Annotated in this window: 27 protein-coding genes and 1 pseudogene; 14 read left to right on the top strand and 14 right to left on the bottom strand. The window is 71.5% G+C overall.

Features of this window, described 5'->3' with window-relative positions:
• Positions 1-104: 104 nt before the first annotated feature.
• The 4 genes from AB0K12_RS16685 to AB0K12_RS16670 all read right to left on the bottom strand — a co-directional run bounded on the left by AB0K12_RS16685 (position 105) and on the right by AB0K12_RS16670 (position 3,651).
• On the bottom strand, positions 105-764 hold the full coding sequence (locus AB0K12_RS16685; RefSeq protein WP_364561147.1) for a response regulator transcription factor: 660 nt from the start codon (positions 762-764) through the stop codon (positions 105-107).
• Positions 761-1,924, bottom strand: coding sequence for a histidine kinase (locus AB0K12_RS16680; RefSeq protein WP_364561144.1), 1,164 nt, complete (start codon positions 1,922-1,924; stop codon positions 761-763). The genes AB0K12_RS16685 and AB0K12_RS16680 overlap by 4 nt, the downstream gene beginning before the upstream one ends.
• A gap of 12 nt (positions 1,925-1,936) precedes the next feature.
• Positions 1,937-2,509: a hypothetical protein gene (locus AB0K12_RS16675; RefSeq protein WP_364561141.1), complete on the bottom strand. Its 573-nt coding sequence runs from the start codon at positions 2,507-2,509 to the stop codon at positions 1,937-1,939.
• A 464-nt stretch (positions 2,510-2,973) separates the two neighbouring features.
• Positions 2,974-3,651 (bottom strand): hypothetical protein, encoded by a 678-nt coding sequence (locus tag AB0K12_RS16670; protein WP_364561139.1) that lies wholly within the window; start codon positions 3,649-3,651, stop codon positions 2,974-2,976.
• 329 nt (positions 3,652-3,980) lie between these two features.
• Here AB0K12_RS16670 and AB0K12_RS16665 point away from each other — a divergent pair, with 329 nt between their 5' ends.
• From AB0K12_RS16665 to AB0K12_RS16645, 5 genes and pseudogenes are all read left to right on the top strand, one after another.
• A complete protein-coding gene (locus AB0K12_RS16665; protein ID WP_364561137.1) occupies positions 3,981-5,243 on the top strand; it encodes a peptidase in 1,263 nt (420 codons plus the stop codon).
• A 98-nt stretch (positions 5,244-5,341) separates the two neighbouring features.
• A pseudogene (locus AB0K12_RS16660) lies at positions 5,342-5,524 on the top strand (M20/M25/M40 family metallo-hydrolase); the annotation flags it as partial.
• Positions 5,525-5,656: 132 nt separating this feature from the next.
• Positions 5,657-6,106: a hypothetical protein gene (locus AB0K12_RS16655; RefSeq protein ID WP_364561434.1), complete on the top strand. Its 450-nt coding sequence runs from the start codon at positions 5,657-5,659 to the stop codon at positions 6,104-6,106.
• A 33-nt stretch (positions 6,107-6,139) separates the two neighbouring features.
• The gene (locus AB0K12_RS16650; RefSeq protein ID WP_364561134.1) at positions 6,140-6,724 is read left to right on the top strand and encodes a cell wall protein; all 585 of its coding nucleotides are present in this window, start codon (positions 6,140-6,142) and stop codon (positions 6,722-6,724) included.
• 10 nt (positions 6,725-6,734) lie between these two features.
• Positions 6,735-7,490, top strand: coding sequence for a MauE/DoxX family redox-associated membrane protein (locus AB0K12_RS16645; protein WP_364561131.1), 756 nt, complete (start codon positions 6,735-6,737; stop codon positions 7,488-7,490).
• Here AB0K12_RS16645 and AB0K12_RS16640 read toward each other — a convergent pair.
• From AB0K12_RS16640 to AB0K12_RS16625, 4 genes are read right to left on the bottom strand one after another with little or no spacing between them, the layout of a single operon-like run.
• Complete coding sequence (locus AB0K12_RS16640) at positions 7,468-8,316, bottom strand: TIM barrel protein (RefSeq protein WP_364561128.1); 849 nt, start codon at positions 8,314-8,316, stop codon at positions 7,468-7,470. The genes AB0K12_RS16645 and AB0K12_RS16640 overlap by 23 nt on opposite strands.
• 10 nt (positions 8,317-8,326) lie before the next feature.
• Positions 8,327-9,163, bottom strand: a complete 837-nt coding sequence (locus AB0K12_RS16635) for a carbohydrate ABC transporter permease (protein WP_364561126.1) — start codon at positions 9,161-9,163, stop codon at positions 8,327-8,329.
• The gene (locus AB0K12_RS16630; RefSeq protein WP_364561124.1) at positions 9,157-10,059 is read right to left on the bottom strand and encodes a sugar ABC transporter permease; all 903 of its coding nucleotides are present in this window, start codon (positions 10,057-10,059) and stop codon (positions 9,157-9,159) included. Before AB0K12_RS16630 ends, AB0K12_RS16635 begins: the two co-directional genes overlap by 7 nt.
• A gap of 10 nt (positions 10,060-10,069) precedes the next feature.
• The gene (locus tag AB0K12_RS16625; RefSeq protein ID WP_364561121.1) at positions 10,070-11,386 is read right to left on the bottom strand and encodes an ABC transporter substrate-binding protein; all 1,317 of its coding nucleotides are present in this window, start codon (positions 11,384-11,386) and stop codon (positions 10,070-10,072) included.
• A 248-nt stretch (positions 11,387-11,634) separates the two neighbouring features.
• Here AB0K12_RS16625 and AB0K12_RS16620 point away from each other — a divergent pair, with 248 nt between their 5' ends.
• The 4 genes from AB0K12_RS16620 (at position 11,635) to AB0K12_RS16605 (ending at position 15,297) form a co-directional block, all read left to right on the top strand.
• Positions 11,635-12,636 (top strand): SIS domain-containing protein, encoded by a 1,002-nt coding sequence (locus tag AB0K12_RS16620; RefSeq protein WP_364561119.1) that lies wholly within the window; start codon positions 11,635-11,637, stop codon positions 12,634-12,636.
• A gap of 3 nt (positions 12,637-12,639) precedes the next feature.
• Positions 12,640-13,497, top strand: a complete 858-nt coding sequence (locus AB0K12_RS16615) for a PfkB family carbohydrate kinase (protein ID WP_364561117.1) — start codon at positions 12,640-12,642, stop codon at positions 13,495-13,497.
• An 86-nt stretch (positions 13,498-13,583) separates the two neighbouring features.
• A complete protein-coding gene (locus tag AB0K12_RS16610; RefSeq protein WP_364561114.1) occupies positions 13,584-14,675 on the top strand; it encodes a LacI family DNA-binding transcriptional regulator in 1,092 nt (363 codons plus the stop codon).
• Between the two features lie 43 nt (positions 14,676-14,718).
• Entirely contained in the window at positions 14,719-15,297 is a 579-nt protein-coding gene (locus AB0K12_RS16605; protein WP_364561111.1) for a dienelactone hydrolase family protein, read from the top strand.
• Positions 15,298-15,308: 11 nt separating this feature from the next.
• Here AB0K12_RS16605 and AB0K12_RS16600 read toward each other — a convergent pair whose 3' ends face one another.
• Together AB0K12_RS16600 and AB0K12_RS16595 are read right to left on the bottom strand one after the other, a co-directional pair.
• Complete coding sequence (locus AB0K12_RS16600; protein ID WP_364561108.1) at positions 15,309-15,686, bottom strand: chorismate mutase; 378 nt, start codon at positions 15,684-15,686, stop codon at positions 15,309-15,311.
• Positions 15,687-15,829: 143 nt separating this feature from the next.
• The gene (locus tag AB0K12_RS16595; RefSeq protein ID WP_364561105.1) at positions 15,830-16,036 is read right to left on the bottom strand and encodes a hypothetical protein; all 207 of its coding nucleotides are present in this window, start codon (positions 16,034-16,036) and stop codon (positions 15,830-15,832) included.
• A gap of 174 nt (positions 16,037-16,210) precedes the next feature.
• Here AB0K12_RS16595 and AB0K12_RS16590 point away from each other — a divergent pair, with 174 nt between their 5' ends.
• Together AB0K12_RS16590 and AB0K12_RS16585 are read left to right on the top strand one after the other, a co-directional pair.
• A complete protein-coding gene (locus AB0K12_RS16590; protein WP_364561102.1) occupies positions 16,211-17,485 on the top strand; it encodes a sensor domain-containing protein in 1,275 nt (424 codons plus the stop codon).
• Positions 17,473-18,129, top strand: coding sequence for a response regulator transcription factor (locus AB0K12_RS16585; RefSeq protein ID WP_364561098.1), 657 nt, complete (start codon positions 17,473-17,475; stop codon positions 18,127-18,129). The genes AB0K12_RS16590 and AB0K12_RS16585 overlap by 13 nt, the downstream gene beginning before the upstream one ends.
• A 4-nt stretch (positions 18,130-18,133) precedes the next feature.
• Here the strand turns inward: AB0K12_RS16585 and AB0K12_RS16580 are convergent, their stop codons facing one another.
• Positions 18,134-18,391 carry a hypothetical protein gene (locus AB0K12_RS16580; RefSeq protein WP_364561095.1) on the bottom strand — a complete coding sequence of 86 codons (258 nt, stop codon included), beginning with the start codon at positions 18,389-18,391 and terminating at the stop codon, positions 18,134-18,136.
• Positions 18,392-18,564: 173 nt separating this feature from the next.
• On the bottom strand, positions 18,565-18,903 hold the full coding sequence (locus tag AB0K12_RS16575) for a hypothetical protein (RefSeq protein ID WP_364561092.1): 339 nt from the start codon (positions 18,901-18,903) through the stop codon (positions 18,565-18,567).
• A gap of 235 nt (positions 18,904-19,138) precedes the next feature.
• Here AB0K12_RS16575 and AB0K12_RS16570 point away from each other — a divergent pair, with 235 nt between their 5' ends.
• Positions 19,139-20,473 (top strand): hypothetical protein, encoded by a 1,335-nt coding sequence (locus AB0K12_RS16570; RefSeq protein ID WP_364561088.1) that lies wholly within the window; start codon positions 19,139-19,141, stop codon positions 20,471-20,473.
• 55 nt (positions 20,474-20,528) lie between these two features.
• Here the strand turns inward: AB0K12_RS16570 and AB0K12_RS16565 are convergent, their stop codons facing one another.
• The gene (locus AB0K12_RS16565; RefSeq protein ID WP_364561085.1) at positions 20,529-21,923 is read right to left on the bottom strand and encodes a hypothetical protein; all 1,395 of its coding nucleotides are present in this window, start codon (positions 21,921-21,923) and stop codon (positions 20,529-20,531) included.
• Positions 21,924-22,055: 132 nt separating this feature from the next.
• Positions 22,056-23,558, bottom strand: coding sequence for an FAD-dependent monooxygenase (locus tag AB0K12_RS16560; RefSeq protein ID WP_364561082.1), 1,503 nt, complete (start codon positions 23,556-23,558; stop codon positions 22,056-22,058).
• A 189-nt stretch (positions 23,559-23,747) separates the two neighbouring features.
• Between AB0K12_RS16560 and AB0K12_RS16555 the strand changes: the two genes are divergently transcribed.
• Together AB0K12_RS16555 and AB0K12_RS16550 are read left to right on the top strand one after the other, a co-directional pair.
• Complete coding sequence (locus AB0K12_RS16555; RefSeq protein WP_364561080.1) at positions 23,748-24,944, top strand: cytochrome P450; 1,197 nt, start codon at positions 23,748-23,750, stop codon at positions 24,942-24,944.
• Positions 24,945-24,968: 24 nt separating this feature from the next.
• Positions 24,969-25,922: an NAD(P)-dependent oxidoreductase gene (locus AB0K12_RS16550; protein WP_364561077.1), complete on the top strand. Its 954-nt coding sequence runs from the start codon at positions 24,969-24,971 to the stop codon at positions 25,920-25,922.
• Positions 25,923-25,925 lie beyond the last annotated feature (3 nt).

Genomic DNA, 25,925 nt, shown 5'->3' with positions numbered 1-25,925 from the left:
GATCGAACGTGCGTAAACACCGGCTAAGCGGTACGCCGCCCGCGCCGGCACCCCCTGACGGCCGCCTTATCACCGCTGGCCGCGGCCTCGCCGGCCGCTGGAAATCAGCCGGAAATCCCCGGCGTGACGAGCCCCGTCTCGTAGGCGACGATCACCGCCTGCACCCGGTCGCGCAGCCCCAGCTTGGTCAGCACGTTGCTGACGTGCGTCTTGACCGTGTGCTCGCTGACCACCAGTTCAGCGGCGATCTCCGCGTTGGACAGCCCGCGGGCGATCAGCCGCAGCGTCTCCTGCTCGCGGGCGGTCAGCACCGACAGCCGCTCGGCGGGCGGGCGGGGCGTCGCTCTCGACGCGAACTCGGCGATCAGCTTCGTGGTGATCGACGGGGCCAGCAGCGACTCTCCTGCCGCGACCACCCGTACGGCGTGCACCAGGTCGTCGCGGCGCACGTCCTTGAGCAGGAAGCCGCTCGCCCCGGCCCGCAGCGCGTCGTAGACGTAGTCGTCGAGGTCGAACGTGGTCAGCATGAGCACCCGGCACGCTCCCTCCGCGCAGACCACGCGGGCCGCCTCGATGCCGTCCATGACGGGCATGCGGATGTCGAGCAGCAGCACGTCGGGGGCGTGCGCACGGACCGCGGCGATCGCCTGCTCCCCGTCGCCCGCCTCGGCCACCACCTCGATGTCCGGCTGGGCGTCGAGGATCATGCCGAACCCGGCGCGTACCAGCTCCTGGTCGTCCGCCACGACGACGCGGACGGTCACGACGCCGCCAGCGGCAGCCGGACCAGCACCTGGAAGCCGGGGCCGTCCTCGCGCGGGCCCGCCACGGCGCTGCCGCCGCACGCGGCGGCGCGCTCGCGGATGCCGATCAGGCCGTTGCCGCCCGAGGGCAGCGCGGGCTCCCTGCCATGCCCGTCGTCGGTGATGTTGATCATGAGTGCGTCTTCCTGCCAGGTCAGCGCGAGGCCGGCGCTGGTGGCGCCGGCGTGCTTGACGATGTTGGTGAGGGCTTCCTGGACGATCCGGTACGCCGCCACCTCCGCGTCCGGCGACAGCGGCCGCGGGTCGCCCGTGTTGGAGCAGTCCACCCGCAGCCCGGCCACCCTGAGCTGGTCGGCCAGGGCGGGCAGCGCCGCGATCGTGGGCTGGGGGCCGCGCGGGCCCGCCTCCTCCTTCAGCACGTTCAGCAGCCGGCGCAGCTGCTCCATCGCGTCGCGGCCGGCCGCGGCGATCGCGTCGAACGCGGCCACCGCCCTGGCCGGCTGCGTCGCGACCGCCACCGGCCCCGCCTCGGCCTGCACCACCATGACGCTGACCGCGTGGGCGAGGATGTCGTGCATGTCGCGGGCGATCCTGGCCCGCTCCCGCTCGGCGGCCCGCTCGGCCTCGGCCTCGCGCTCCCTGGCCAGCTGGGCGGCGCGCTCCTCCAGGGCGGCGGCGTGCGCGCGGGAGGAGGCGGCGGCCCGGCCGATCGCGTACGCGGCGACGAACAGCACGATGCCCCGCAGCGCCGTCTCCGACGAGCCGACGACGAGCATCCCGCCTCCGAGCGCGGCGGCCAGCAGGACCCAGCGCACCCGGCGGGGACAGGTCACGGCGACGGTGTACAGGGTCACCAGGCCGCCGTACCAGATGGGCTGGTCGGCCACCTCGTCCACCAGGTCGTACAGGCTGCTCGGAATGAGCGAGCCCAGCAGGGCGAGCACCGGCGCGCGGCGCCGCCACACCAGCGGCACGGCGGAGGCGACCACGACCGTGTATCCCCACCAGTGCCAGGGCCCGCCCGCCGGGTTGTCCCGGGAGAGCAGCGGCCAGAGCTGCACCACCAGCACCAGCGCCGCGAGCCAGCCGTCCACCAGCGTGGGCGGCAGCGCCGCCGCGCGGCGCCGGAGAACGGTGAGGAGGTCCTGCATGTCACTCATCCTGCCTGCTCGTCACACGGCGGCAAGCGCCGCGACGGGCCGGCGGACGAGCGGGAGGAGCGCGACGAGCATGAAGAGCGCGGAGACCGGGATCAGGTCCTTCCAGACGATCGGCAGGGCGAGGTAGACCAGCACCGGCGCGAGCGTCCATACGGGAAGGACGCGCAGGACCGCGAGCCGGATCATCAGGACGAGTTGCGCCACGTAGAACAGGAACGGCAGGCCGTCATAGACCGCGAACGGCACGCCTGGCACGCTCTGGACCTGCTGGAACAGCAGGTTCATGCCGTCCCGGTCGGCGGCGGCGAACCCGACGGCGATGTCGATGCCGAACTGGACGAGCAGCGCCACCACGCCCACGAGCCCGGCCACCGCGCCGACCGTGGCCAGGGCGTCGCGCCCGGCGAGCGTGCGGAACCACAGGAAGAGCCAGGCGAACAGGAGGAGTGCCGCCATGAAGGCCAGGTGCCCGGCGGTCCAGGCGAGGCCGGGGCCGTGACTGCCGTCGAGGCCGTCGAGGATGCGGATGACGCCGTAGGCGAAGGCGAAGAGAGGCGCGGCGATCAGCGCCGAACGGGGATTCATAAGGAGATGGTGCGGCCGGCGGGGGCCTGCGGGCATCGCCGGTGGGAGTGATTCCGCGGCTCACTCCTGCGCATGAGACGCCGGCGGGAGGAATCGCCCGGCTCGCCCCTGCGGATGAGATGCCGGGGAGGTTCGCGCGGCCGGCTTCCACGTCGGGGAAAGACGAGATGTGAGGGCCCGATACCCTCACATCTCCTGGCGGACCCGCACTCAGCGGCGGCGACGCCGGCGACGCCGGGCCCGCCCGTAGGTGTCGCCCCCACCGCCCGGAGTGGGCTCCGGTCCTGGAGCGGCGGGCAGTCGGAAGACTCTGAATCCGAGATATCGCTGTATGGCCATTGGTGTCCCCCTCGTAGAAGCCGTGGGGTTCGGCGCACCGGACGGCTGCGCGCCCGGCCGTGCCGGACTGCCACCCCCCATACCCGCGATGTCTCCTCAGAACCCTCCTGACCTGCGAAATCCGGCTACTTGGCGGACAGGATCCGGCGCTTGAACTTGGGGTGGTCGGTCTCCCAGTAGCGCCAGCCCTCGACGCGGGCGGGCACGTTCGCCATGCCCGCGGCCACCTTGTGGCGGTCGCAGGTGCCGAGGACGGACCAGGCCGACCAGCCGATACGGTAACCGAAAACGCGGTACCACATGTTGCCGTATTTGCCCGGCGTGATTTCCCTGGTGTATTCGTGCCCGGTGAAGACCATGTGCCGCTCTTCGAGGTGCGGCAGGCCGAGCCGGCGCAGGGCCTCCACCACCGACTTGGTGTCGGTGACGTCGTCCACCGTCCGCGCCCTGCTCTTCTCCAGCGACTTCGTCTTCTCGTTCTCGGCTTCGAGGAAGGCGAGCACCTCGTGCTCCCGCGTGACCGACACCGTCATCGAGCCGCCGGGGCCGTCGATGTAGCGGGTGCGGGGCAGGAAGAAGTTGCGCGGCGAGAGCTTGTGGATCCGCCAGAACGTGTGCGGCCTGCAATTACGCCCGCCGTCCTCGTCCTTCCTGCCGGTGTGGAAGCCCCTGTCGCTGTGGATGCCCTTGAACTTGCGCAGGTGTCGGTCGTCGCGGTCGTCCGCGCTCGCCGCCGGTGCCATGGTGACCGCCAGCGCCACCGTGAGCAGCCCGTGCACCGCCGGCCTCGCCATTTTTCTCATTGGGGTGAGCATTTACCGTTCCTTTCGGAATACGACCCATGGTCGCCAGACCGGTACGATGCTTACAGTTGCCGCGAGCTGATTGACAACGCCACGCCGCAGGTCAATATCCCGCACCAGGGAAAGAATCCCTGAAAATGCGTTCGCCGCTCATGGCTCTTTCGTAAAGAAAAAGTAGCGTCCCTGTCTATAGGCGTCTCTATGCACCCTGCGTGACGTGTCGGATTCGTCCGGTGATGTCGTCATATCCATTTGGGCAGGCGTTGAGGACTATCGAACGCACCGTACGTACCTCCCTACGGCAGTTACCGGGTTTCGGGAGGTACGTAATGCACCGCAGAGTCGCCCTACTCTCCGCCGTCGCGCTCGCCCTCGCGGGCGCCCTGGCCCCCGTGGGCACCGCGAACGCCGGTGCCGCCGGCGGGCCGGACTTCAGGCGGCCCGCCGGGTGGACGGCGACGGATTCCTGGCGCGAGCGCAGGACCGTCTCGCAGTACTGGAGCACCAACCGCATGCTCGCGGCCCAGCCGCTGAACGCCCCCGCCCCGCGGCGCAACCAGTGGCGCGGGCCGTCCCGGGGCAACCCCTGGTCCACCCAGGGCACCCGCGCCGCGGGCAGCCGCGGCTCGTCCTGGTACGAACGCGGCAACCAGGGCACCGGCAACCAGGGCACCGGCAACCGGGGAACAGGCGGGCAGGGGACGGGCGGACAGGGAACAGGCGGGCAGGGCACTGGTGGTCAGGGAACAGGCGGGCAGGGAACAGGCGGGCAGGGAACAGGCGGGCAGGGAACAGGCGGGCAGGGAACAGGTGGGCAGGGAACAGGCGGGCAGGGAACAGGTGGCCAGGGCAACGGCAATCAAGGGAACGGCAACGGCAACCAGCAGCGGACCGCCGTCAACAACAGCCCCGGCCTGCGCTGGACCGACGGCGGCGCGGTCGTCCGCACCACCGGCCGGGTCTTCTTCACCACGGCCGACGGCCGCAATTCCTCCTGCTCCGGCTCGGCCGTGACCAGCGCGAACGAGAGCGTCGTCATCACCGCGGGCCACTGCGTCAAGCTGAACGGCGCCGCGCACCGCAACTGGGTGTTCGTCCCCGCCTTCGACAACGGCCGGCGGCCGTTCGGCACGTGGGTGGGCACCAGGATGTTCACCACCCCGCAGTGGAACGCCCGCGAGGACATCAATTTCGACGTGGCCGCCGTCGTGGTGGCGCCGCTCGACGGGCGCACGCTGACGGACGTCGTCGGCGGGCAGGGCGTGGCCTTCAACCAGGCCAGGCAGCAGCAGATGTTCTCCTTCGGATATCCGGCGGCCGAGCCGTTCGACGGGTCGCGGCTGATCTACTGCAGCGGGCGCGCGTTCAACGACACGGTCATGACGCAGGACCAGGGGCTGCGGTGCAACATGACCGGCGGCTCCAGCGGCGGGCCCTGGTTCCAGAGCTTCGACGCGGCCACCGGGCTCGGCTCGCTGAACTCGGTGAACAGCTTCACCTATAACTTCGCGCCCGGCTTCATGTTCGGCCCCTTCTTCGGCGACGAGGCGATGGCCGTCTACCGCGCCGCGCAGAACGCCGACGCGGTCTGACCGCCGCCCGGCGGGCCAACGTGGCGGCGCAGCCTGAGCGGCGGCCGGCGGGCCGGGGTGGTGACGTGCGTGCTCGGGGCGGGCGTCACCGGTGCGGCATGATGGCTCAGGAAGGGCCGCCATGCCGCACACCGCCGACCGGGCATCTCGACACGGTCGCCTACGGCACGTACGAAGGCGACCCGCTGCACCCACGCATGGAGAGCGGCCGCGTCCATGGCGGGGGCGCCTTCGACATGAAGAGCGGCGTCGCCGCCATGCTGGCCGCCGCCGCCCACGCCACCGCGGCCGACCCACAGGTCATGAAAAATCAGGGCATTGACGAAAATTCCTTACATGGTACTCATAGATCGAGTCGGAAACCTTCAACCCCTCGCAGAGACCGTCCACAAGCGCACCCAAGGAGGACGCGCATGGCGCGAAGCAAGGCCACCGACCCGCCCGCCGACTTACTCGGCCCCGTCCAAGGAGAGGTCTCCTGGTTCTGCTGCGGCACCGCATGGGGCCCGTGCAGCAGCACCGGTAAGGGAGCCTGCGGCACCTGCAACTCCGGCAGTCTCCAGCACGCCTGGCCCAACGCCTCCGACGCGTGCTGGTCCATCACCCGTCCCGACCGCTGCGGTGTCAGCCTGTCGCGCAGGACGTGCGGCTTCCGGCACCGCATCACCTCGCTGTGCGGCGGCGGCAGCGTCGTCACCGCGATCGCCGACTGCGGCCCGCAGACCGACCTGTTCTGCGGCGAGCGCAGCTGCTGCGGCGCGACCTGCGCCAACAACCGCCTGATCGACCTCACGCCCGCCGCCTACAGCCAGATCGCCAGCCTCTCATCCGGCCTGCGGCCGGCCGAGATCTCGACGGCCTGAGGGACGGTGATCACAGTGCCAAGCAGAAGAGACGTGCTGAGGTCGGCCGTGCTCGGCGGCGGCGCGAGCGTGGTCGCGGCGACCGCGATGGGCTCGCTCGGCCCCGAGGCGGCCTTCGCGACCACCGCACCCGCCCAGAAGGTCGAGCCGGGAGCGCCGGACCCGGACTTCGCCGAGGGCCGGATCCGCTCGATCAAGGACAACACCCTGCTCGTCCTGGGCTCCAACATGGTGCTCCACACGATCAGGGTGGTGGACGGCACCAGCCTGTGGAAGCTCGGCCCCGTCGGGTTCGACCAGGCCAAGCCGGGCGACGGCCTGTACGCCAGAGGCGTGCGGATGCCGGACGGCATGCTGGCCGCCGAGTCGGTGTGGCTGAACATCGTCAACATCAAGGGCCACATCACCAACATCAAGGGCCAGACCTTCCACCTCGACCACAACGGGCACGAAGTGCTGTGCCACGTGGTCGCCGGCACGACGGTCGCCATCCACTCCCAGTCGCCGCCGACCACGGACCTGTCGATGCTGAAGGTCAGCCAGCACGTGCAGGTCCTGGGCGCCTGGCGGCCCGACACCAACGAAGTGGACATCGCCACGGTCTTCTCCCCGCACTAGGAGGCAGCTCGTGAACGGGATCGCCGCGTCGCAGCCGTACGTCATCGCCTCGTTCCTCGTCTGGGCAGGTCTGCTGAAGCTGTTCAGCCGGCGGATGCGGGCACAGGCCGGGCGCACCGCGCTGGCCAGGCTCACCGGTGCGGCGCGCGCGGTCCCCGCGCTGCGCCTGACCGGGCTGGCCGAGCTGGCGGTGGCGGCCGGGCTGCTGGTGCCGTCCGCGCACCCGTGGAACGCGGGGGCGGCGGCGCTGCTCACGGCCGGTTTCCTCGCCTATCTCTGGTACGCGCACGTCGCCGCGCCCGCCGCGCCCTGCGGCTGTCTCGGCACCCACTCCCAGCCGGTGGACGTGCGCTCGTTCGCCCGTGCCGGGCTGCTGCTGGCCGGCGCCCTGCTCGCGCTGGCCGCACCGTCCGGCACGGTCTCCGCTCCCGTCGTCGCCGTGGTGGTCGCCATGGAGGTGGCGGCGCTGCTGGCGCTCTCCTCGGAGCTCGACGGCTACTGGCTCACGCCGCTGCGCCGCCGCCTGGTACGCCCGGTCGCCGCGCCCCCGCAGGACGGGGTGCCGCTGGAGGCGTCCCTGCACCTGCTGCGCCGCAGCCCCGCGTACTGCTCGGCGTCCGCCCAGCTCACCTCGGACGTCCAGGAGACGTGGGACGAGGACGGCGTGCGCTTCGTCGTCTACGGCGCCCATGGCCGCACGGCCGTCTTCGCGGTTCCGCTGACCGGCGACGACCCTGGCCAGGTCAAGGTCGCGCTGGTGGGCTGAGGGCGGCGCGTACGCCGGACAGGCAGCGCTCGACGGCCGGGCGCGGCTCGAAGGCGTACGTGCCGTCCCCGAACAGCTCGAACGTCAGGTGCCCCGTGTATCCGCGCCGCCCCAGCGACTCGACGTACGAGGCCAGCGGCAAGGAGCCGTCGCCCCAGGCGAGGTGCCCGGCGGGCCGGCCGTCGATGAGGTGCACGTGCCTGACCCGGTCGCCGAGCGCGTCGAAGTAGTCGTCCACCGACTCCCCCGCCACGGCCATGGCCACGGTGTCGAGCACGGCGCCCAGGTTCGGCGCGCCGACCTCGTCGATCATCGCGGCCAGCGCCCTGGAGTCGTTGACCAGGTTCGACTCGACGCGTTGCAGCGCCTCCAGCACGCAGGTGACGCCCAGCGTGGCGGCGTACGCGGTGATCTCGCCGACGGCGTCGACCGAGCGCCGGCGGGCGGCCTCGACCGGCTCGTCCTCGAAGCCGCGCCCGGGGGTGAGCAGCAGCATGTCGGCGCCCAGCTCGGCGCAGAGCTCGGCGGCCCGGCGGAAGAGTGCCACGCTGCGCGCCCGCAGCCAGGTGACCGGCGAGGCCAGGTTGACCGGGTACATCACCTGCTCGGGCGTCAGGCACCGGATGGCCAGCCCGCGCGTCTCGGCCCGCCGCCGGATCGCGCGGGCCTCGGCGTCACCGATCTGCGGCACGTGCAGGTGCGGCGCGATGCCCCACAGCTCCAGGTGCTCGCGGCCCAGTTCGGCGGCGTCGTCGAGAAAGCGGTCGAACGGGAGGTGCTGGTAGGCGAAGTTCGAGCCGGTGACCTGGCTCAGGGAGAGCGTCATGGGAAAGTCCTCACTTGCCGACCCCGTCGGCGAGTCCCTTGATGATGTAGCGCTGGCCGAGGAAGAACAGCAGCACCACGGGCAGCGCGGCGATCACCATCCCGGCGAAGACGACCGGATATTCGGTGCCGTGCTTGCTCATCAGGCTCGTGAGCCCGACCGGCAGCGTCTGCACGCCCGAGCCGCTGGTGAAGATCATCGCGAACAGGTACTCGTTCCAGGTGAACAGGACGTGCAGCAGCACCGTGGAGGTGAGGATCGGCTTGCACATCGGCAGGATCACCCGCCAGAACGTCGTCCACTTGCTCGCGCCGTCCATCTCGGCCGCCTCGTCCACCGAGCGCGGCAGATCGATCATGTACGCGCGCAGCAGGAAGGTCGTGAACGGGATGCGGAAGGCGGTGTAGAGGATCAGCAGCGCCCAGAACGTGTTGTAGAGCCCCAGCGCCTGGAACATCTTGACCAGCGGCACCAGCGCCACGGTCGGCGCCAGCATGAGCCCGCCCAGGATCGCCGCCGTCAGTCCCTTGTCGAGCGGCACGTTCACCCTGGTCAGTCCGTAGGCGGCCCACGCGCTGACGAACACGGTGGCGACGGTCGAGGTCAGCGTGACGAGCACGCTGGTGGTCAGATAGTCGCTGACGCCCCGGTTCCACGCCTTCCGGTAGTTGTCGAAACTCCAGTCCAGGGGCAGCGCGAACGGGTCGCCGAACAGCTCGGCGTTGGTCTTGAAGCCGTTCAGCGTCATCCACAGCAGCGGATAGACCACGACCACCGCGAGTGCCAGCAGGAACGCCCACATGAAGATCCGGGCGATCACTCCGAGGAAGCTCAGCCGCGTCACCATTCCACCCTTCTCCTGCGGGTGACCCACATCTGCGCCACCGCGATGGCCAGCGTGATCACGAACAGGACGGTCGCGATGGCAGCGGCGTAACCGAAGTTGTTCCGGACGAAGCCGCTGCGGTAGAGCCAGGTCCCGAGCACCTGCGTCGAGTTGTTCGGCCCGCCCGCCGTCATCACCATGACCTCGTTGAACACCTGGAACGCGCCCGAGATCGTGACGATCGTCATCAGCCCGGTCATCTCCCGCACGAGCGGCACCGTCACGCTGAAGAAGCGCCGCACCGCGCCGACGCCGTCGAGCGCGGCGGCCCCGTAGATCTCCGACGGGATGCGCTGGATGGCCACCGCGAACAGCAGCGTCGAGTAGCCGAAGCCCTGCCACTGGCTCATCGCGATGATCGCCGACATGGCGGTGCTCTCCTGGCCGAGCCACGCCTGGGCGAGGTGGCCGAGCCCGGCGGCGCGCAGCGCGTGGTTGAGCGGGCCGAGGTTGGGCTCGTACAGGAAGTAGAACAGCAGGCCCGCGACGGTCAGCGAGATCGCCGACGGGATGAAGTAGATCGCCCGCAGCGCGCGCTGCCAGCGCCGGCTCCGCACGCTCTCGATGACCGCGGCCAGCAGCAGCGCGCCGAACACCTGGAACGCGATGGAGACCACCGCGTAGAGCGCGTTGTTGCCGAGCGAGGACCAGAACACCGGGTCCTCGACGAGCTTGGTGTAGTTGGCGAGCCCGACGTACTCCTGCTCGCCGCTGTAGATGTCCCATTTGAGCGTGCTGAACTCGAGGTTCTGCACCAGCGGCAGGTAGACGAACACCGCGACCAGGACGAGCGCGGGCAGGATCCACGCGAGCCCGAGCGTCCTGCGCAGGACGCCGGCGCGTGCGGGCGGCTGCATGAACGACTCCCTACCTGGCCTCGGCCGAGGCCAGGCGCACGCTTTCGAGCACCTTCTCGGCGGTCGTGCCACCGCTGATCATCGCCTCGCCGCCGGCCAGCCAGGCGTCGGCCACCTCGGGCACGGTCACGGTGTCGAGCCAGATGGCCAGCTTGGGTGCCTTGTTGACAAGCTGCATGCCCTCGTAGACGGCCTTGCTGGAGGTCTCGGGCGTGACGGCGCCGACGACCGTGCTGGGCTGCCCGTACGGGGGCGCCGACAGGGTCTTGGCGTTCTCCGCGTTCGTCACGAACTTCATGAAGTCCACGGCCAGCGCGACCCGGGGCGACCTGGCGTTGATCAGGTAGCCCTCGGGCGAGCCTTCGAGCACGTCAGGGTCGCCGGCGGCGTTCCGGGGGACGGGGAGCTGGAAGATGCCGAAGTCGTCCGGCTTGACCTCGGCCGACGTGGCGTTGTCGAACTCCAGGATCTCCTGGTAGTACATCGCGGCCTTGCCGTTGGCGAACGCCTCCTGGGCGGAGCTGTAGAGCACGCCGTTGGTGGCGTCGCGGGTGTCGGTGCACTGGTCGACCAGGGTCTTGAACTGGTTGAGCGCGGTGACGTAGCCGGGGTGGTCGAGCTTGGCGGTGGCGGGGTCGAAGTCGGCCTGGAGGGTGGCGTCCGGCACGTTGTACGCGAAGAGCTGCTGCAGGTAGTGCAGCGCGGGCCAGCCGTCCTTGTTGCCGAAGGCGATGGGCTCGTACCCGGCCTTGCGCAGCGGGCCGCAGGCGGCCAGCAGGTCCTCGAACGTGGCGGGCACCTTGACGCCGGCCTTTTCGAAGGCGGCCTTGCTGTAGCCCATGAACTTGCCGTTGCCGTACAGCGGGATGCCGTAGTTCTTGCCGTCGCGGGCGAAGGCGGCCAGCGAGCCGGGGCTGAACGTCTTGCCCCACTCCGTGTCCGGCCCGATCACCTTGGTCAGGTCGGCGGCCCGGCCGCCGCGGATGTAGTTGTCCGCCCAGTTGCCGGTCCAGGTGAAGTAGATGTCCGGCAGCGCGTCGGAGGCGGTGAGGGTCTTGAGCTTGTCCTTGACGCTCTGGTCGGTCTCCTGGATCAGCTCGACCTTCACCTCGGGGTGCTGCTTGCTGTAGGCGGCGGCGAGGTTCTCGAAGTAGGGGCCCGTGGGCTCGCCGGCGAACTTGGTGAGGACGCTCAGCGTGCCGGAGAACTCCGGCGTGGCGGCCGGGTCGGCCGCCGGTGCCTGCTCGGCGCCGCCGCCTCCTGAGCAGGCGGCCAGCGTGAGGGTCCCGATGAGTGCCGCGAGCGTCGGCAGGGCGCGAGGGCGCATGGGCTTCCTTTCTCGGCCAGGAGCCTTGGTGTTGGCCGACCTTACAGCTCACCTGATACCGGTACCAGACCTGAGTGCCAAGATTTTTTCTCCGTTGAGCCCGTGCAATCTCTCAAAGCCATAGAAACAGCAGTTCAGCGCTGATTCGCGACAAGCTCGTGTTGACGCCGGGCCGGACGCTGTGCCAACGTGACTGCCGCGTGATACCGGTATCAGACGGGCACGCCAGCCCCAGGAAAGGATCTGCAATGCTCGGTTTCAACGAGCCGGAATTCGTCTCCCAGGTGGCCAGCGCGGTGGCCCTGCGTCCGCGCATCGAGGAGCTGGTCGACCGGCTCGTGGACGAGGGCTTCGACACGCTGCTGCTCGTCGGGGCCGGCGGGACGTACGCGCTGACCTGGCCGTACGAGCACCTCGCCCGCCGCCTGTCCACCCTCGACGTGCGCTCGGCCATCGCCGCGGAGCTCGTGGTCTCCGGCGACGCCCGCCTGGGCGAGCGCACGGTCGCCGTCTTCACCTCGGTCTCCGGCACCACCGACGACAGCATCCGCGCCATCGAGCACTGCAAGGAGAAGGGCGCCTACACGATCGCCTTCACCGGCTACCCGGACTCGCCCATCGCCACCACGGTCGACGCCGCGCTCGTCTCCGAGCCCAAGACCTGGCCCTTCGACATGCAGCTCCTGCTCTTCATGACCCGGCTGCTGGCGCGCAGAGGCGAGTTCGAGGGGTACGAGACGTTCGCCGACGAGCTGGCCGGGCTGCCGAAGATCCTCGTCGAGGTGGCCAGGCAGGCCGAGCCGGTGGCCGCCGCGTTCGCCGACGCCCACAAGGACACCGACTACCACTTCCTCATCGGCGGCGGGAATCTGTGGGGCTTCACGTACCTCTACTCCATGTGCATCCTCGAGGAGATGCAGTGGCTGCGCACCACCCGCGTCCACAGCGCCGAGTTCTTCCACGGCTCTCTTGAGCTGCTCGAAGAGGACACCAGCGTGATCGTCTTCCAGGGCGAGGACGAGACGCGCCCGCTCACCGACCGGGCCGAGGCGTTCGCCAGGCGCGTCTCCAAGGACGTCACCGTCTTCGACACCCGCGACTACCCGCTCACCGGCATCAGCCCCGAGCACCGCCACCTGCTCGCGCCCGTCGTGCTCGACACCGTCATGGGCCGGGTCAGCAAGCACCTGGAGCGGGTCCGCGACCACTCGCTCGACCTGCGCCGCTACTACCGGGTCATGGACTACTGAGGCATGAGAGTGCTCGGCTTCGGCGACAACATCGTCGACCGGTTCGTCGACCGGGGCATCGACTACCCCGGCGGCAACAGCGTCAACGTCGCCGTCTACGCCCGCAGGCTCGGCGTCGCGTCGGCCTACCTCGGGGTCTTCGGCGACGACGAGCTGGGCGGGTTCCTGCGGTCGGCGATCGCCGCCGAAGGGGTGGCGGTCGATCGGTGCGTCGTACGGAGCGGCGAGAGCGGCGTCTCCCATCTGAAGGTGGACGACGGCGACCGGGTCTTCCTCGGCTGGAACGGCGGCGGCGTGACCGTACGCGAGCCGCTCACCCTCGACGACGACCTGCTCGGTTACGTCGGCGGCTTCGACCTCGTGCACTCCAGTGTCTACTCGCGCAGCGAGGACGAGCTGCCCAAGCTCGCCGGGCTCGGCCCGCTGGTCAGCTTCGACCTGTCCAGCGAGGACGAGCACCGCGACCCCGGCTACCTCGACCGTGTCTGCCCGCACGCCGACCTGGTGCTGCTGTCCTGCTCCCACCTCGACGAGGAGGCCACGGCCGCGCTGCTCGCCGAGGCCGTACGGCGCGGCGCCCGCCTCGCCCTGGGCACCAGGGGCGTGCACGGCGCGATCGCGAGCGACGGGCGGCACACGCTGTCGGCGCCCGCCGACCTGACCCACGAGATCGTGGACACCATGGGCTGCGGCGACGCCTTCGTCACCGGCTTCGCCGTGTCCCTGCTGCGCGACGGCTGGTCGGCCCAGGCGCCCGCCACCCCTGCCGCGATCGAGCGCGCACTGGCGGCGGGGGCAGCGGCGGCCCGCGCGCAGTGCCAGGTCGAGGGCGCCTTCGGCCACGGCCGCCGCACTGCCTGACCGCGTCTCCGCCCACGGTGAAGGGCGCGGCGGGGAGCGGTCAGACTTGAGTGGTCACAATGACAGGGCGAGGAGGGGCGAGATCCATGCCAGCTGAGCGCGGCCAGGCGCGGCCGACCATCTCGGAGGTGGCGGCGGAGGCGGGCGTGGGCCGGGCCACGGCGGCGCGCACGCTCGGCGGCTACGGCTACGTCAGCCCCGAGCTGCGCGCCCGCGTGCTGGCGGCGGCCGAGAAGCTCGGCTACCGCACCAACGCGCTGGCCAGGAGCATGTCCACGGGCGTCAGCCACACGCTCGGCGTCATCGTGGCCGACATCGGCAACCCGTTCTTCGCCGGGCTGCTGCGGGGCGTCTCCGACGCCTCGCGGGCGCGCGGGTTCGACGTGATCGTGCTGAGCACGTACGAGAACCTCCAGGAGGAGGTGGCGGCGACGAACGTGCTGATCGACAAGCGGGTCGACGGCGTCATCGTGGCGTCGGCGGCGCTGGAGCGCGACCAGGTGGCGCACCTGAAGGGCGCGATGGACCGGGGCATCCCGGTCGTGCTGGTGGACCGGGCGGTCTCGGCGCTCGAGCTCGACGCGGTCGTCATCGACAACCGCGACGCGGCCCGCGAGGCGGTCGAGGCGCTGATCGCGGCGGGTCACCGGCGCATCGGGTTCGTGTGGGGGCCGCCGGTCGAGCGGCCGCCCGCGACGCGGCGCGAGCTGCTGGCCGCCGCCTCCCGCAACCTGTGGACGGACGGCGAGCGGCTGCGCGGCTACCTCGACGCGCTCGACGACGCGCAGATCCCGTTCGACCCCGAGCTGGTCATGGTGGGGCCGAAGACCGAGGAGCGGGTGGTCGGCGAGGTGGGCAGGATGCTGGCGCTGCCCGACCGGGTGACGGCGGTGTTCTGCACCGAGACCGACGGCATGACGGGCACGCTGCGCGCGCTGCGCCAGGCGGGGCTGCGCTATCCGGACGACGTGGCGCTGATCGGGTTCGACGACAGCGCGTGGGCGGCGGTCATGGACCCGCCGCTGACGATGATCGCCCAGCCGGTCCACGAGCTGGGCGCGCGGGCGGCCGAGGTGCTGCTCGACGTCCTGGGCGGCGGCGAGCCGGCCCGCACGATGCACACGTTGCGCTCAAGGCTGATCAGGCGCTCGTCGGTGGCGCCGCCACGCGCGCCCTGACATACTCGGCTTCCGAACGCCCGATCGAAAAGGGAGGCCGGTCATGGCCGAGGTGCTGCTGTTCCATCACGCCTGCGGGCTGACGGCGGGTGTGCGCGAGTTCGCCGCGACGCTGGGGGCGGCGGGTCACACCGTGCACACGCCCGACCTCTACGACGGGCACGTCTTCGACGCTTTGCCGGACGGCGTGGCCTATGCGGAGAAGGCGGGCTTCGGCACGTTCGTCGAGCGGGGCAAAGCCGCTGCGCTCGACCTGCCCGCCGGGCTGGTCTACATGGGGTTCTCGCTGGGCGTGCTGCCGGCCCAGAGCCTGGCGCAGACGCGTGAGGGGGCGAGGGGCGCGGTGCTGATCGACGCGTGCGCACCGGTCGCGGAGTTCGGCGAGGCGTGGCCGCAGGGGGTGCCGGTGCAGGTGCACGGGATGGAGGCCGACGAGATCTTCGCCAGTGAGGGCGACCTCGACGCGGCGCGGGCCCTTGTGGGGTCGGCCGCCGACGCGGAGCTGTTCCTCTATCCCGGTGACCGGCACAACTTCGCCGACCCGAGCCTGCCGTCCTACGATCGGGCCGCCGCCGGGCTGCTCACCGAGCGGGTGCTCGCCTTCCTCGGTCGGCTCACTTGACGCGCTTGGCTTCACCCCCGGTCTGAAGCCCGGAGCACTGCCGACAATCCGGTAGCGCGGGTGGCCGCCCGGTTGCTGGCGATCAGCTCGTGATGCCTGACGACCTCGGCGATGATGAAGTTCAGGAAGCGCTCGGCGAAGACGGGGTCGAGCTTCGACTGCTCGGCCAGGGCGCGCAGGCGGCGGATCTGTGCGGCCTCCCGCTCGGGGTCCGCCGGGGGCAGCTCATACTCCGCCTTGAGACGGCCGACCTCCTGCGTGCACTTGAACCGCTCGGCCAGCAGGTGGACGAGCGCGGCGTCGAGGTTGTCGATGCTGTCGCGGAGCCGCTGCAGCTCCTTGCGGACGAACGCTTCCTGCTCAGGACGATCTTCCGAGGCTTTTTCCATAAATATCCCCTTTCATCCCTGGAAGGGGAAATCCTACCTGCCGCTTCCCCGGCGGGTGCCCTGGACGGACACCCTGCTCACCGGGCTGGGCGTCCTGGAAGGACACCCGGCTCAGCGACGGGCGGCCTGGCCGGATGCCCGGTTCAGCGGCGGCGGGCGGTGTAGTGCTGGTGGATCAGCGCGGCGGCGCAGGCCAGGGTGAGCAGACCGAAGCCCATGCCGACCAGCACCGGTAGATCCGACACCGACGTCACCACGTTACAGACCCCGAAGACCGCGAGCAGTGCCCACAGCACCGGACGGCTGACGTGGTGGCGGGCCTGACGCATCTCGGAGGTGTGCTGGGTCATCGCGATCTCCTTGCCGCTCTGTGTTCCTCTTTCACCACGAAACGGTACGAACCTCCCGCCGGCCCGGCGATCCCACCAACGCGACAGCCGAGGTACAGCCTGCTGTACTCTTCCGCCGTCGCCCTGACGGCGGCGCCCGCCGGTGACCTAGGGTCGGTGGCGAAGGAGGTGCGGATGCCCGACCACGACTCGCCGGCCGAGCGGCGGCCCGCCCGTACGTGGGATCCGTCCGCCCGTGCCAGGGCGACGCTCGACGGGCTCGAACACCTCGTCGGCGGCATCGGCACCGGAGCCCTGGCGCTGCTCGCGCTGGTCGGGCTCGTCCTCGTGGGGCTGCTCTGCCTCGTGGGCGTGGGCCTGCCGCTGCTGCCCGGCGCGCTGCGCGCCCTGCGCGCGGTCGCCGACCGAGAGCGGGCCCGGCTGACCCGCTGGGGCCCCGGCGACCTCATCAGCCCCGATCCGGTGCCCGACGGCTGGCGGGCGGCCATCAAGCAGCCCGCCAGCCGGCGGGAGCTGGCCTGGGTACTGCCGCACGCGACGATCGGGCTGCTCATCGGCTTCGTCGGGCTGACATTGCCGTTCAGCGCGGTCCGCGACCTGCTCTACCCGCTGTACTGGCAGGTCCTGCCGCCCGGCGAGACCGCAGGGGCCGGGCTCGGCATCTGGGACGCCGACACCTTCCCCAGCGCGCTCGCGGTCAGCCCGCTCAGCCTGTTCTGGCTGGCGCTCACGCTGGCGTTCGTGCCCGCCATGGCCAGGCTCCAGGCGTGGCCGGGGCGCCAGCTGCTGGCCGCCGACCCCGCCACCGACCTCGCGCTGCGGGTCGCCCAGCTCGCCGCCACCCGCGCGGCGGCGCTCGACGCGCACGCCGCCGAGCTGCGCAGGATCGAGCGCTCGCTGCACGACGGCACGCAGAACCGCATCGTGGCGGTCACCATGCTGCTCGGTGCGGCCAGGCGGGCGCTGGCCCGCGACCCGGCCACCGCCGACGCCGTGCTCGAAAGCGCCCAGAACGCCGCCGAGACCGCGCTCGCCGAGCTGCGCGCGGTCGTCCGCAGCATCCTGCCTCCCGTGCTGGCCGACCGCAGCCTGCCCGACGCGCTGACCGGCCTGGCCGCGGCCAGCCCCGTGCCCTGCCGGATCGACGCCGAGGTGCCGGGACGGTGTCCCGCCTCCGTCGAGGCCACCGCCTACTTCGTGGTGGCCGAGGCACTGACCAACATCGCCAAGCACAGCCAGGCCACGCGAGCGCAGGTCACCGTGCGCCGTGACGACGCCTGGCTGCGCATCGAGATCACCGACGACGGGCGCGGCGGCGCGGCCGAGAGCGGCGGGTCCGGGCTGAGCGGCATCCGCCGCAGGACCGAGGCCCACGACGGCACGTTCGCGCTGACCAGCCCTGTCGGCGGACCCACCACCATGAATGTGAGCCTTCCATGCGGATTGTGATCGCCGAGGACGACCCGTTGCTGCGCGAGGGGCTCGCGCTGCTGTTGCGCGCCGAGGCGCTCGACGTGGTCGCCACCGCCGCCGACCCCGACGGCTTCCTGAAGGCGATCGACGAGTGCGAGCCCGACGTCGCCATCGTGGACGTGCGCATGCCGCCCACCCACACCGACGAGGGCATCGTGGCCGCCGTCGAGGCCAGGCGGCGGCTGCCGGGGCTCGCGGTGCTGGTGCTGTCGGCGTACGTCGAGCAGGCGTTCGCCACGGAGCTGCTCTCCCACGGCAGCGCCAGGCTCGGCTACCTGCTCAAGGAGCGGGTGGGCCGGGTGCAGGAGTTCCTCGCCGCGCTGCACCGGGTGGCCGAGGGCGGCACCGCCATCGACCCCGAGGTCGTCGCGCAGCTCCTCACCCGCTCCCGGCCCGACAGCCGGCTCGACCGGCTCAGCCCGCGCGAGCGCGACGTGCTGGCGCTGATGGCCGAGGGACTCGGCAACGCGGCCATCGCCGAGCGGCTGGTCGTCACCGACGGCGCGGTGCACAAGCACATCCGCAACATCTTCGCCAAGCTCGACCTCGCGCCGACCGACAAGACCGACCGGCGGGTGGCCGCCGTCCTGCAATATCTGGAGAGCGGCCACCGGCGTTAGCGGCTCAGGCGCCCAGGTCGCGGACGATGTTGTCCAGGCGGTGGGCCAGGGCGTCGAGCACCTCGTCCGTGGGGGTGCCGCCGGGGATCTGGGCCATGACATCGTCACGGCTGGCGATCATCAGGCCCTTGTGGGCATCGTCCACCTCGCCGGCGGGCAGCACCTCGCAGCCGCCGCGGATGAAGACCAGCGTGGCGTCCGGGTGCCGGGAGTCCAGCAGCCGGCGTACGCACTCCCTGTCGATCAAAGACGTCGTGGACATCGCAACTCCTCCGGTCCGGCCCTCCCAGCAGGCCGCATACCCGGTGAGCAGCGCCGAAACCCGGCGGGCTCCGGCGTGCGGCCCTGTCGGAGGCTCGGTGCTCAGCCTTCGGCGTGCGGCCTTCGTCGGAGGCTCGGTGCTCAGCCCTGGCGGGGGCTCGGCCTCGACGGGGGTCAGCCGAAGGTCGGGGGGCCGCCGTCCTGGCGGGCGCGGCGGATGCCGAACAGCACCAGGTAGAAAGCGGCGGCCAGGGCCACCAGGGCGGGCGGCACGGCCAGCGGCGGGTTGCCGGCGAGCACCGCGAGCACGGCCAGCACCACGCCGCCGAGCAGCAGCAGCCCGGCGGCCAGCAGGCGCAGGCTGACCGCGGTCGACGGCGCGGGCCGGCGCGCCCACTCCCCGTGCCCGGCCCCGTGCACATGGGGCACGCCGGTGTCGCTAGCGTCCTCGCCGGGCGGCGGCTCCTTCAGCACGGGAGCGAAGAACTCGTCGTCGTCGCGTCGTTCTGGCATCGTGCTCACCTCGCGCGGTAGGTCGTTCTCGAAGGGCTCGTCCGTCGAAAGAGTCGGTTTTTTCGAGGTGCTCGCCGGGCTGTTCCGCACCTCCTGCCCCGTGGCCGCCGGGTGTCACGTCATCAGGTCTGACCTGCGGAAACGCCATCACGTTAGGTACTCGGTCAATCACCGAAAGTGACCGTAAGGTGTGGTCAGTGGCCCCAGTTGGCCCTCAGCGAAAAGAGGATCGGACATGCCGCAGGAACCGCGAATAGACGTCGAGACCAGGGCCCACACCTTCGAGAGCAGCCTCAGCACCGACCAGGTCGAACGCATCGCCGCCGCGCTCGGGCAGCAGGGGGTCTGGTTCGCCGCCCCGCCGCGCCGCGACGGCGAGGCCCGCCGGCCCGAGCTCACCTGGGACCTGGTCGGCGACGAGCCGTACCAGGGCTACACCGCGACCGGCCGCGCCGCCGTGCATCTGGCCGACGGGCACGACGCACTGACCAGGCCGCTGGTCCTGGCCGACGGCTTCAACTACGGGCCCAGCGACCTCGACGCGCTGTGGCGGCACTTCAACCAGCCCTACCAGAGGGGCGTGCCCGGCTTCCTCGACCAGCTGAGGTCCATGGGCATCGACGTCGTCCTGCTGGGCTTCGACCAGCGGCACGCCGCCGTCCAGGCCAACGCCGCGGTGGCGGTGAGCTGCGTGCTGCGCGTCATCGACGAGCGCCTCGGCGACGACCAGCTCGTGGTCGGCGGCGTCAGCATGGGCGGCATCGTCACCAGGTACGCGCTGGCCCGCATGGAGAGCGAGGGCGTCGACCACCAGACCGACAAGTACTTCTCCTACGACAGCCCGCACCTCGGCGCCTGGATCCCGCTGGTGCTGCAGCAGCTGGCGTACCTGCACGAGTCGCTGGCGCCGCGCTCCGACGGCCCGGGTCAGGCGGCGCTGATCCGCAGCCCGGCCGCCCAGCAGCTGCTGTGGGGCTGGGTGGGCGACGCCGACTACTCGGGGCCGGTGACCAGCGCCAGCCCGCTGCGCCTGGAGTTCCTGGAGGATCTGCGCCGGGTGGGCTGGTTCCCGATGCGGCCGTACAAGCTGGGTCTGGCCAACGGCACCGGCGACGGCGTCGGTCCCGACCTCGCGCCCGGCACGCCGGTCTTCGACCTGCAGCACGAGACGCTGCAGCTGACCGCCCGCGTCCAGCCCGACATGGGCGAGCTGCAGAACATCGGCGTCGTGCGCTTCGGCGCGCCGGTGTGGACGAGTGCGACCTCGCACGTCGCCGCGTTCGACGGCGCGCCGGGCGGCACGCTCGACTCGTGGGGCCGGCTGGCCGACGCGACGGGCCTGCCGATCCAGGACCGCTTCAGGCGCGGCTGCTTCGTGCCCGCGGTCAGCGCGGTGGCGCTGGCCAGGGATCCGTTCCAGTGGCAGGCGGAGCTCTACCGCGACCTCGGTGACCTGCCGAAGGACGAGACGTTCCTCGACGCGTTCTGCTGCGACACGGCCAACACCGAGCACGGCGCGGTGTCGAGGCCGCTCATCGAGTGGTTCCTCGACCAGCTCGCCGGCTGGTAGGCGGCCATGAACGGGTGCCGGCTCGCGGTGCGGGCCGGCACCCGCGTGTCTGGGCTCAGCGGGCTCCCCGGTGCAGCACCAGGAGCTGGTCGCGGGTGGCGTTCCTGTCGCGGTAGGCCATGATGGCCGGGCTCTCGCCGCTGTGGTGGCCGGGCAGCCGCTCGTCGGAGCTCCACGCGGAGCCGTTGAAGCTGCTCCACCACAGGCTCTGGTCGGCGGTGCCGCGGTGCACGCAGTAGAGGCGGTCCTTGTAGACGGTCAGCGCGGGGCCCTCGCCGGCGTGGTGGCCGGGCAGCCGCTGGTCGGGGCTCCACGTCGAGCCGTCCCAGCGGGTCCACCACAGCGCGGTGTCGTCGCCCGCGCCCCGGTGCACACAGTAGAGGTGGCCGCGGTAGACGGCCAGCGCCGGGTTCGAGCGGCTGGAGTGGCCGGGCAGCCGCTGGTCCTGGCTCCAGCTCGATCCGTCCCAGCGCGTCCACCACAGGGCGTCGTCGCTCGCGCCCCGGTGCACGCAGTAGAGCTGCCCGTCGTACGCCGCCAGCGCCGGCGCGCTCTCGCTGAAGTGCCGCGGCAGCCGCTCGTCCGGGCTCCAGCTCGACCCGTCGAAGCGGGTCCACCACAGCGCGGTGTCGTCGCCCGCTCCCCTGTGCACACAGTAGAGCTGCCCGTCGTACGCCGCCAGCGCCGGCGCGGCCTGGCTGAGGTGCTGCGGGAAGCGCTGGTCCTCGCTCCAGCCCTCCTCGGCGTCGTAGGCCGTCCACCACAGGCTCACGTCGCCCGCGCCGCCCCGGTGGGCCAGGAACAGCCGGTCCTGGAACTCGCCCAGCGCCGGCCCCGTCACGCTGAAGTGGTCGACGAACCGCTGGTCCGCGCTCCAGCCCTGCTCCGGCTCGTGGACCGCCCAGTACAGGCCGCTCTCACCGGCGGGCCTGCCGTCCTGGCGGGCGGGGACGAGCATGCCGGGCGCGGTCCACGGCGAGACCAGCTTGACCCCGTACGGGCGGGCGATGGAGGCGATCCAGGCGGCCTTGCCGCGTACGGTGCGCTCGATGACCGGGGTCAGCCAGCCACCCACGACGGTCGCCGCGCTCTGCGCGATGAGCTGCGGGATCTCGGCGGCGAGCAGCGCGGCCGACTCGTTGAGGTGGATCTCGAAGCCCCACCACCGGGCGATCGGCCACACGTCGGCGCCCATCGTGCGCAGCTCGCGCTGGAGGTCGCGGAAGCGCTGCTGGTCCTGGGCGGTGAGGTCGGCGATCTGACGTTCGCTCTCGCGCCTGGCCTCGACCGCCTCGCGGGCCGGGGCGTCCTCCAGCAGTTCGGCCTCGACGGCCGCGTCCACGGCTGCGGAGGCCGCCGGGTCGTCCTGGGCGTGCAGCAGGGCGGCCTCGCCGCCGAGCACGCCGTCTTCCTCGTCGATCGTCCTGCCGGCCCGGGTCTCGTCAGTCATATCCAGCCCCCTGGAGTGATAGGTGCGCGAACTTCGCCATCGTAACCAGGAGTAGTGTTTCGATTACTCTATGGCTGTCTTGATCCCGGTAAACTCGCCGCAACCCCGGCCCATGGGACAACCGGCGACCGGCTACCTGAGGTGCCCCAAAGCCAGGCGGAGCGCGCCTTCGGGGTCGCCGCCGCGCCAGGCCACGTGCTGGTCGGGGCGCACCAGCGTCAGCGGCTCGCCGGGCAGGTCCACCTCCTCCAACGGCACGCCCAGCTCGCGCGCCTGCGCCACCAGCGGGGCGGCCTGCGGCGAGCCGAGGTCGCCGACCAGGCTGAAGGCGCGGCCGAGGCGGTCGTACAGGGACTCGCCCGGCGCGAGCCAGCGGTGCGGCAGGCGCTCGCCCGTCCCGGGCGCGACGATCGGCGAGCCGGTGTAGGTGTAGCCGAGCACCAGGTCGAGGCTGTGGAACTCGCTGTCCTTGGTCCGCCTGATCGCCTCCGCCACGGCCGGGCGCACCTTCGCGAACTCCTCGTCCGTGCCCGCCAGCGCCGGGTCGGCCAGCTCGGGGGCGAGGGTGGCCATGTTCGCCGCGGCGGCCTCGATGGTGTCGGCCGCGATGGGGCGGCGCTCGCTCTCGTACGTGGCCAGCAGCGCCTCCGGCGCCCATCCGCGCAGCACCGCGGCGAGCTTCCAGCCGATGTTGACCGCGTCGCCGACGCCGGTGTTGAAGCCGTGACCGCCATAGGGCGGGTTCTGGTGGGCGGCGTCGCCGGCCAGGAAGACGCGGTCGCTGGCGTACCGGTCGGCCAGCAGCATGCGTGCCGTCCACGGGTCGGTGGCCAGGATCTCCACGTCGATGTCGGCGCCCGCGAGGTTGCGCACCAGCCGTACGGGGTCGGCGTCCTCGGCCCGCACCCCCTGGGCGATGCACCACCAGGTGTCCTTGAGGTCGAGCCGGCCGACGATGCCGGGCTGGGCCGGGTTGAGCACCCAGTAGTGCACGGCGGGCCCGTGCGGCACCCGGTCGGCGAGGTCGGGGGCGCGGAAGACGATGTTGAAGTTGGGCCTGGCGTCCTGGCGGCCCTCGTACCGGGCGCCGATGGCGTCCCTGGTGACGCTGCGCGAGCCGTCGCAGCCGACCACGTACTGGGCGCGGACCTCGCGCTCGGCGCCGTCGGCGGCCGCGATGCGCACGGTCACGCCGTCGGCGTCCTCCTCCAGGCCCGTCACCTGCCACCCGGTGAGCAGCGCGTCGCCGACGGCCTCCCGCAGCACCTCCTCGACCAGCGGCTGCGGCACCTGCTGGCCGGGCTCGGCGGCGAGGTCGGAGCCGACGAGGTCGAGGCCGAAGCAGCGGTCGATCCTGGTGATCTCCCTGCCGAGCAGGCTGGTGGCGAACACCGCCTCGTCCGACCAGGCCACCGCCAGCGGCGCCCGCGAGCGCAGCGTCTCCGCCAGGCCCCACCTGCGCAGGATCTCCATCGACCGGGCCGAGGTGGTCTTCGCCCGCGGCCGCAGCCAGGACACCGTCTCGCGCGGCTCCACCACTAAGCATTCGATGCCGTGATGCGCCAGCTCCACCGCGGTCGCCAGGCCGACGGGCCCGCCGCCGGCGACCAGCACGGGCACTTGCCTTACATCCATGGGCCGTCCTCTTCATCCTGATAAGTGGGGGTATGTTTCCGGCGTCGCCGAGCCCGCGTCAAGCCGCCCGACTGCGATGCGGCCATGGTTCAAGTACGACCCCGCAACGATTGATGATCGCTTCTAGTGAACCGATCACCGGGATCAGTACGGTGCTGTGCAAATAACGGAACCATCTCAGGGGATTGCATGAGCGAGACCTCGGCGATGCCGCTGCACATGCGGCGGGTGGCGTTCGATCCGGCACCGGAGCTGGCGGCGGTGCGGGATGAGGAAGGTATCAAGAAGATCACGACAGCGTTCGGGGCGGAGGCATGGCTCGTCACCCGCCACGCCGACGTCCGGGAGGTGCTGGGCGACGCGGAGACGTTCAAGGTGGCGCCGCAGACCATCGCCCGCCTCCCCGGAGCGCCGCCGATGACCGAGGAGCAGCTCGCCAAGGTACGCGCGGGCAACCTCCTCGGCGTCGACCCGCCCGAGCACACGCGCCTGCGCAGGATGCTGACACCCGAGTTCACCATCCGCCGCATGCGCCGCCTGGAGCCCAGGATCCAGCGCATCGTGGACGAGCACCTCGACGCGCTCGAAGCCGCCGGCTCCCCCGGCGACCTGGTGCCGTCGTTCGCGTTACCGATCCCTTCGCTGGTGATCTGCGAGCTGCTCGGCGTCCCGTACGAGGACCGCGAGGGCTTCCAGCAGCGGACGAACCGGATGCTCGACATGACCGTGCCGGGCGAGGAGCGCATGATGCTCCAGTTCGAGCAGCGCGCCTACATGGAGACCCTGGTCACGCGCATCAAGGCCGACCCGGGCGAGGAGCTGCTCGGCATGCTCGTCCGCGAGCACGGCGACGACCTGTCCACCGACGAGCTGATCGGGATCGGCGGGCTGCTGCTGTTCGCCGGCCACGAGACCACCTCCAACATGCTCTCGCTCGGCACGCTCGCGCTGCTGCGCCACCCGGAGCAGCTCGACCTGCTGCGCCGCGAGCCCGAGCGCATCGACGCCACGGTGGAGGAGCTGCTGCGCTACCTCAGCATCGTCAACAGCGGCACCACCAAGGTCGCCACGAAGGACGTCGAAGTGGGCGGCCGGCAGATCGCGGAGGGCGACCTGGTGCTCTGCAGCCTGCCGGCCGCCAACAGGGACCCGTCGTTCCTGCCGGACGCGAACACCTTCGACCTCGGCCGCGGCGCCCCCGGCCACCTGGCGTTCGGCCACGGCGTCCACCACTGCCTGGGCGCACCGCTGGCCCGCATGGAGCTGCGCATCGCCTTCCCGGCCCTGCTCAACCGCTTCCCGAACCTGCGCCTGACCGACAACGCCGCCCAGTTCCGCACCTTCAGCATCGTCTACGGCCTCGCCTCCCTGGAGGTCGCCTGGTGATTCGGGCGGGTCTACGCTGGGCGCATGCGCGTTGTGGTGATCGGCGGTAGTGGGCACATCGGGACATACCTCATTCCGCGGCTGGTGGCCGCCGGGCATGACGTGGTCAACGTGAGCAGGGGGTCGCGGGAGCCCTACGCTCCCCATGGCGCCTGGCGACAGGTGACCACGGTCACCGCCGACAGGAAGGTGGACGAGGCCGACGGCACGTTCGGGCGGCGCATCGCGAAGCTCGAGCCCGACGTCGTCATCGACCTCATCTGCTTCACCGAGAGCAGCGCGGCGCTGCTGGCCGACGCCCTGGCCGGCAAGGTGCGGCACTTCCTGCACTGCGGCACGATCTGGGTGCACGGGCCGAGCGCGCAGGTGCCGACGACGGAGGACGTCAAGCGGGCGCCCTTCGGCGACTACGGCGTGCGCAAGGCGGCCATCGAGGCGATGCTGCTGGATCGGGCCCAGCGCGACGGGTTCCCGGCGACGATCATCCATCCCGGCCACATCACCGGGCCGGGATGGGTGCCGGTCAACCCGGCGGGCAACGTCAACCCGGCGGTGTTCCAGACCCTGGCGGAGGGGTCGGAGCTGGCGCTGCCCAACCTGGGGCTGGAGACCGTCCAGCACGTGCACGCCGACGACGTGGCCCGGCTGTTCATGGACGCCATCGCCAGCCGGTCGGCCGCGGTGGGCGAGAGCTTCCATTCGGTCGCCACCACCGCCCTGTCGCTGCGCGGCTACGCCGAGGCGGTGGCGGGCTGGTTCGGCAAGGAGGCGCGGCTGTCGTTCCTGCCGTGGGAGCAGTGGCGCAAGACGGTCTCCGAGGACGACGCGGCGCTGACGTACGACCACATCGCCCACAGCCCCCACTGCAGCATGGACAAGGCGGCGCGGCTGCTCGGCCACCGTCCCCGCCACACCTCGCTCGAGGCGATCGCCGAGGCGGTCGACTGGCTGGTGCGCGCGGGGACGATCAAGCCGTAGAGC

Origin of the sequence: Nonomuraea sp. NPDC049419, from assembly GCF_040676995.1 — a bacterium.
Classification (GTDB): domain Bacteria; phylum Actinomycetota; class Actinomycetes; order Streptosporangiales; family Streptosporangiaceae; genus Nonomuraea; species Nonomuraea salmonea.
Note: the sequence above shows the minus strand (reverse complement) of the source record. Positions and strands in the feature narration are given on the sequence as shown.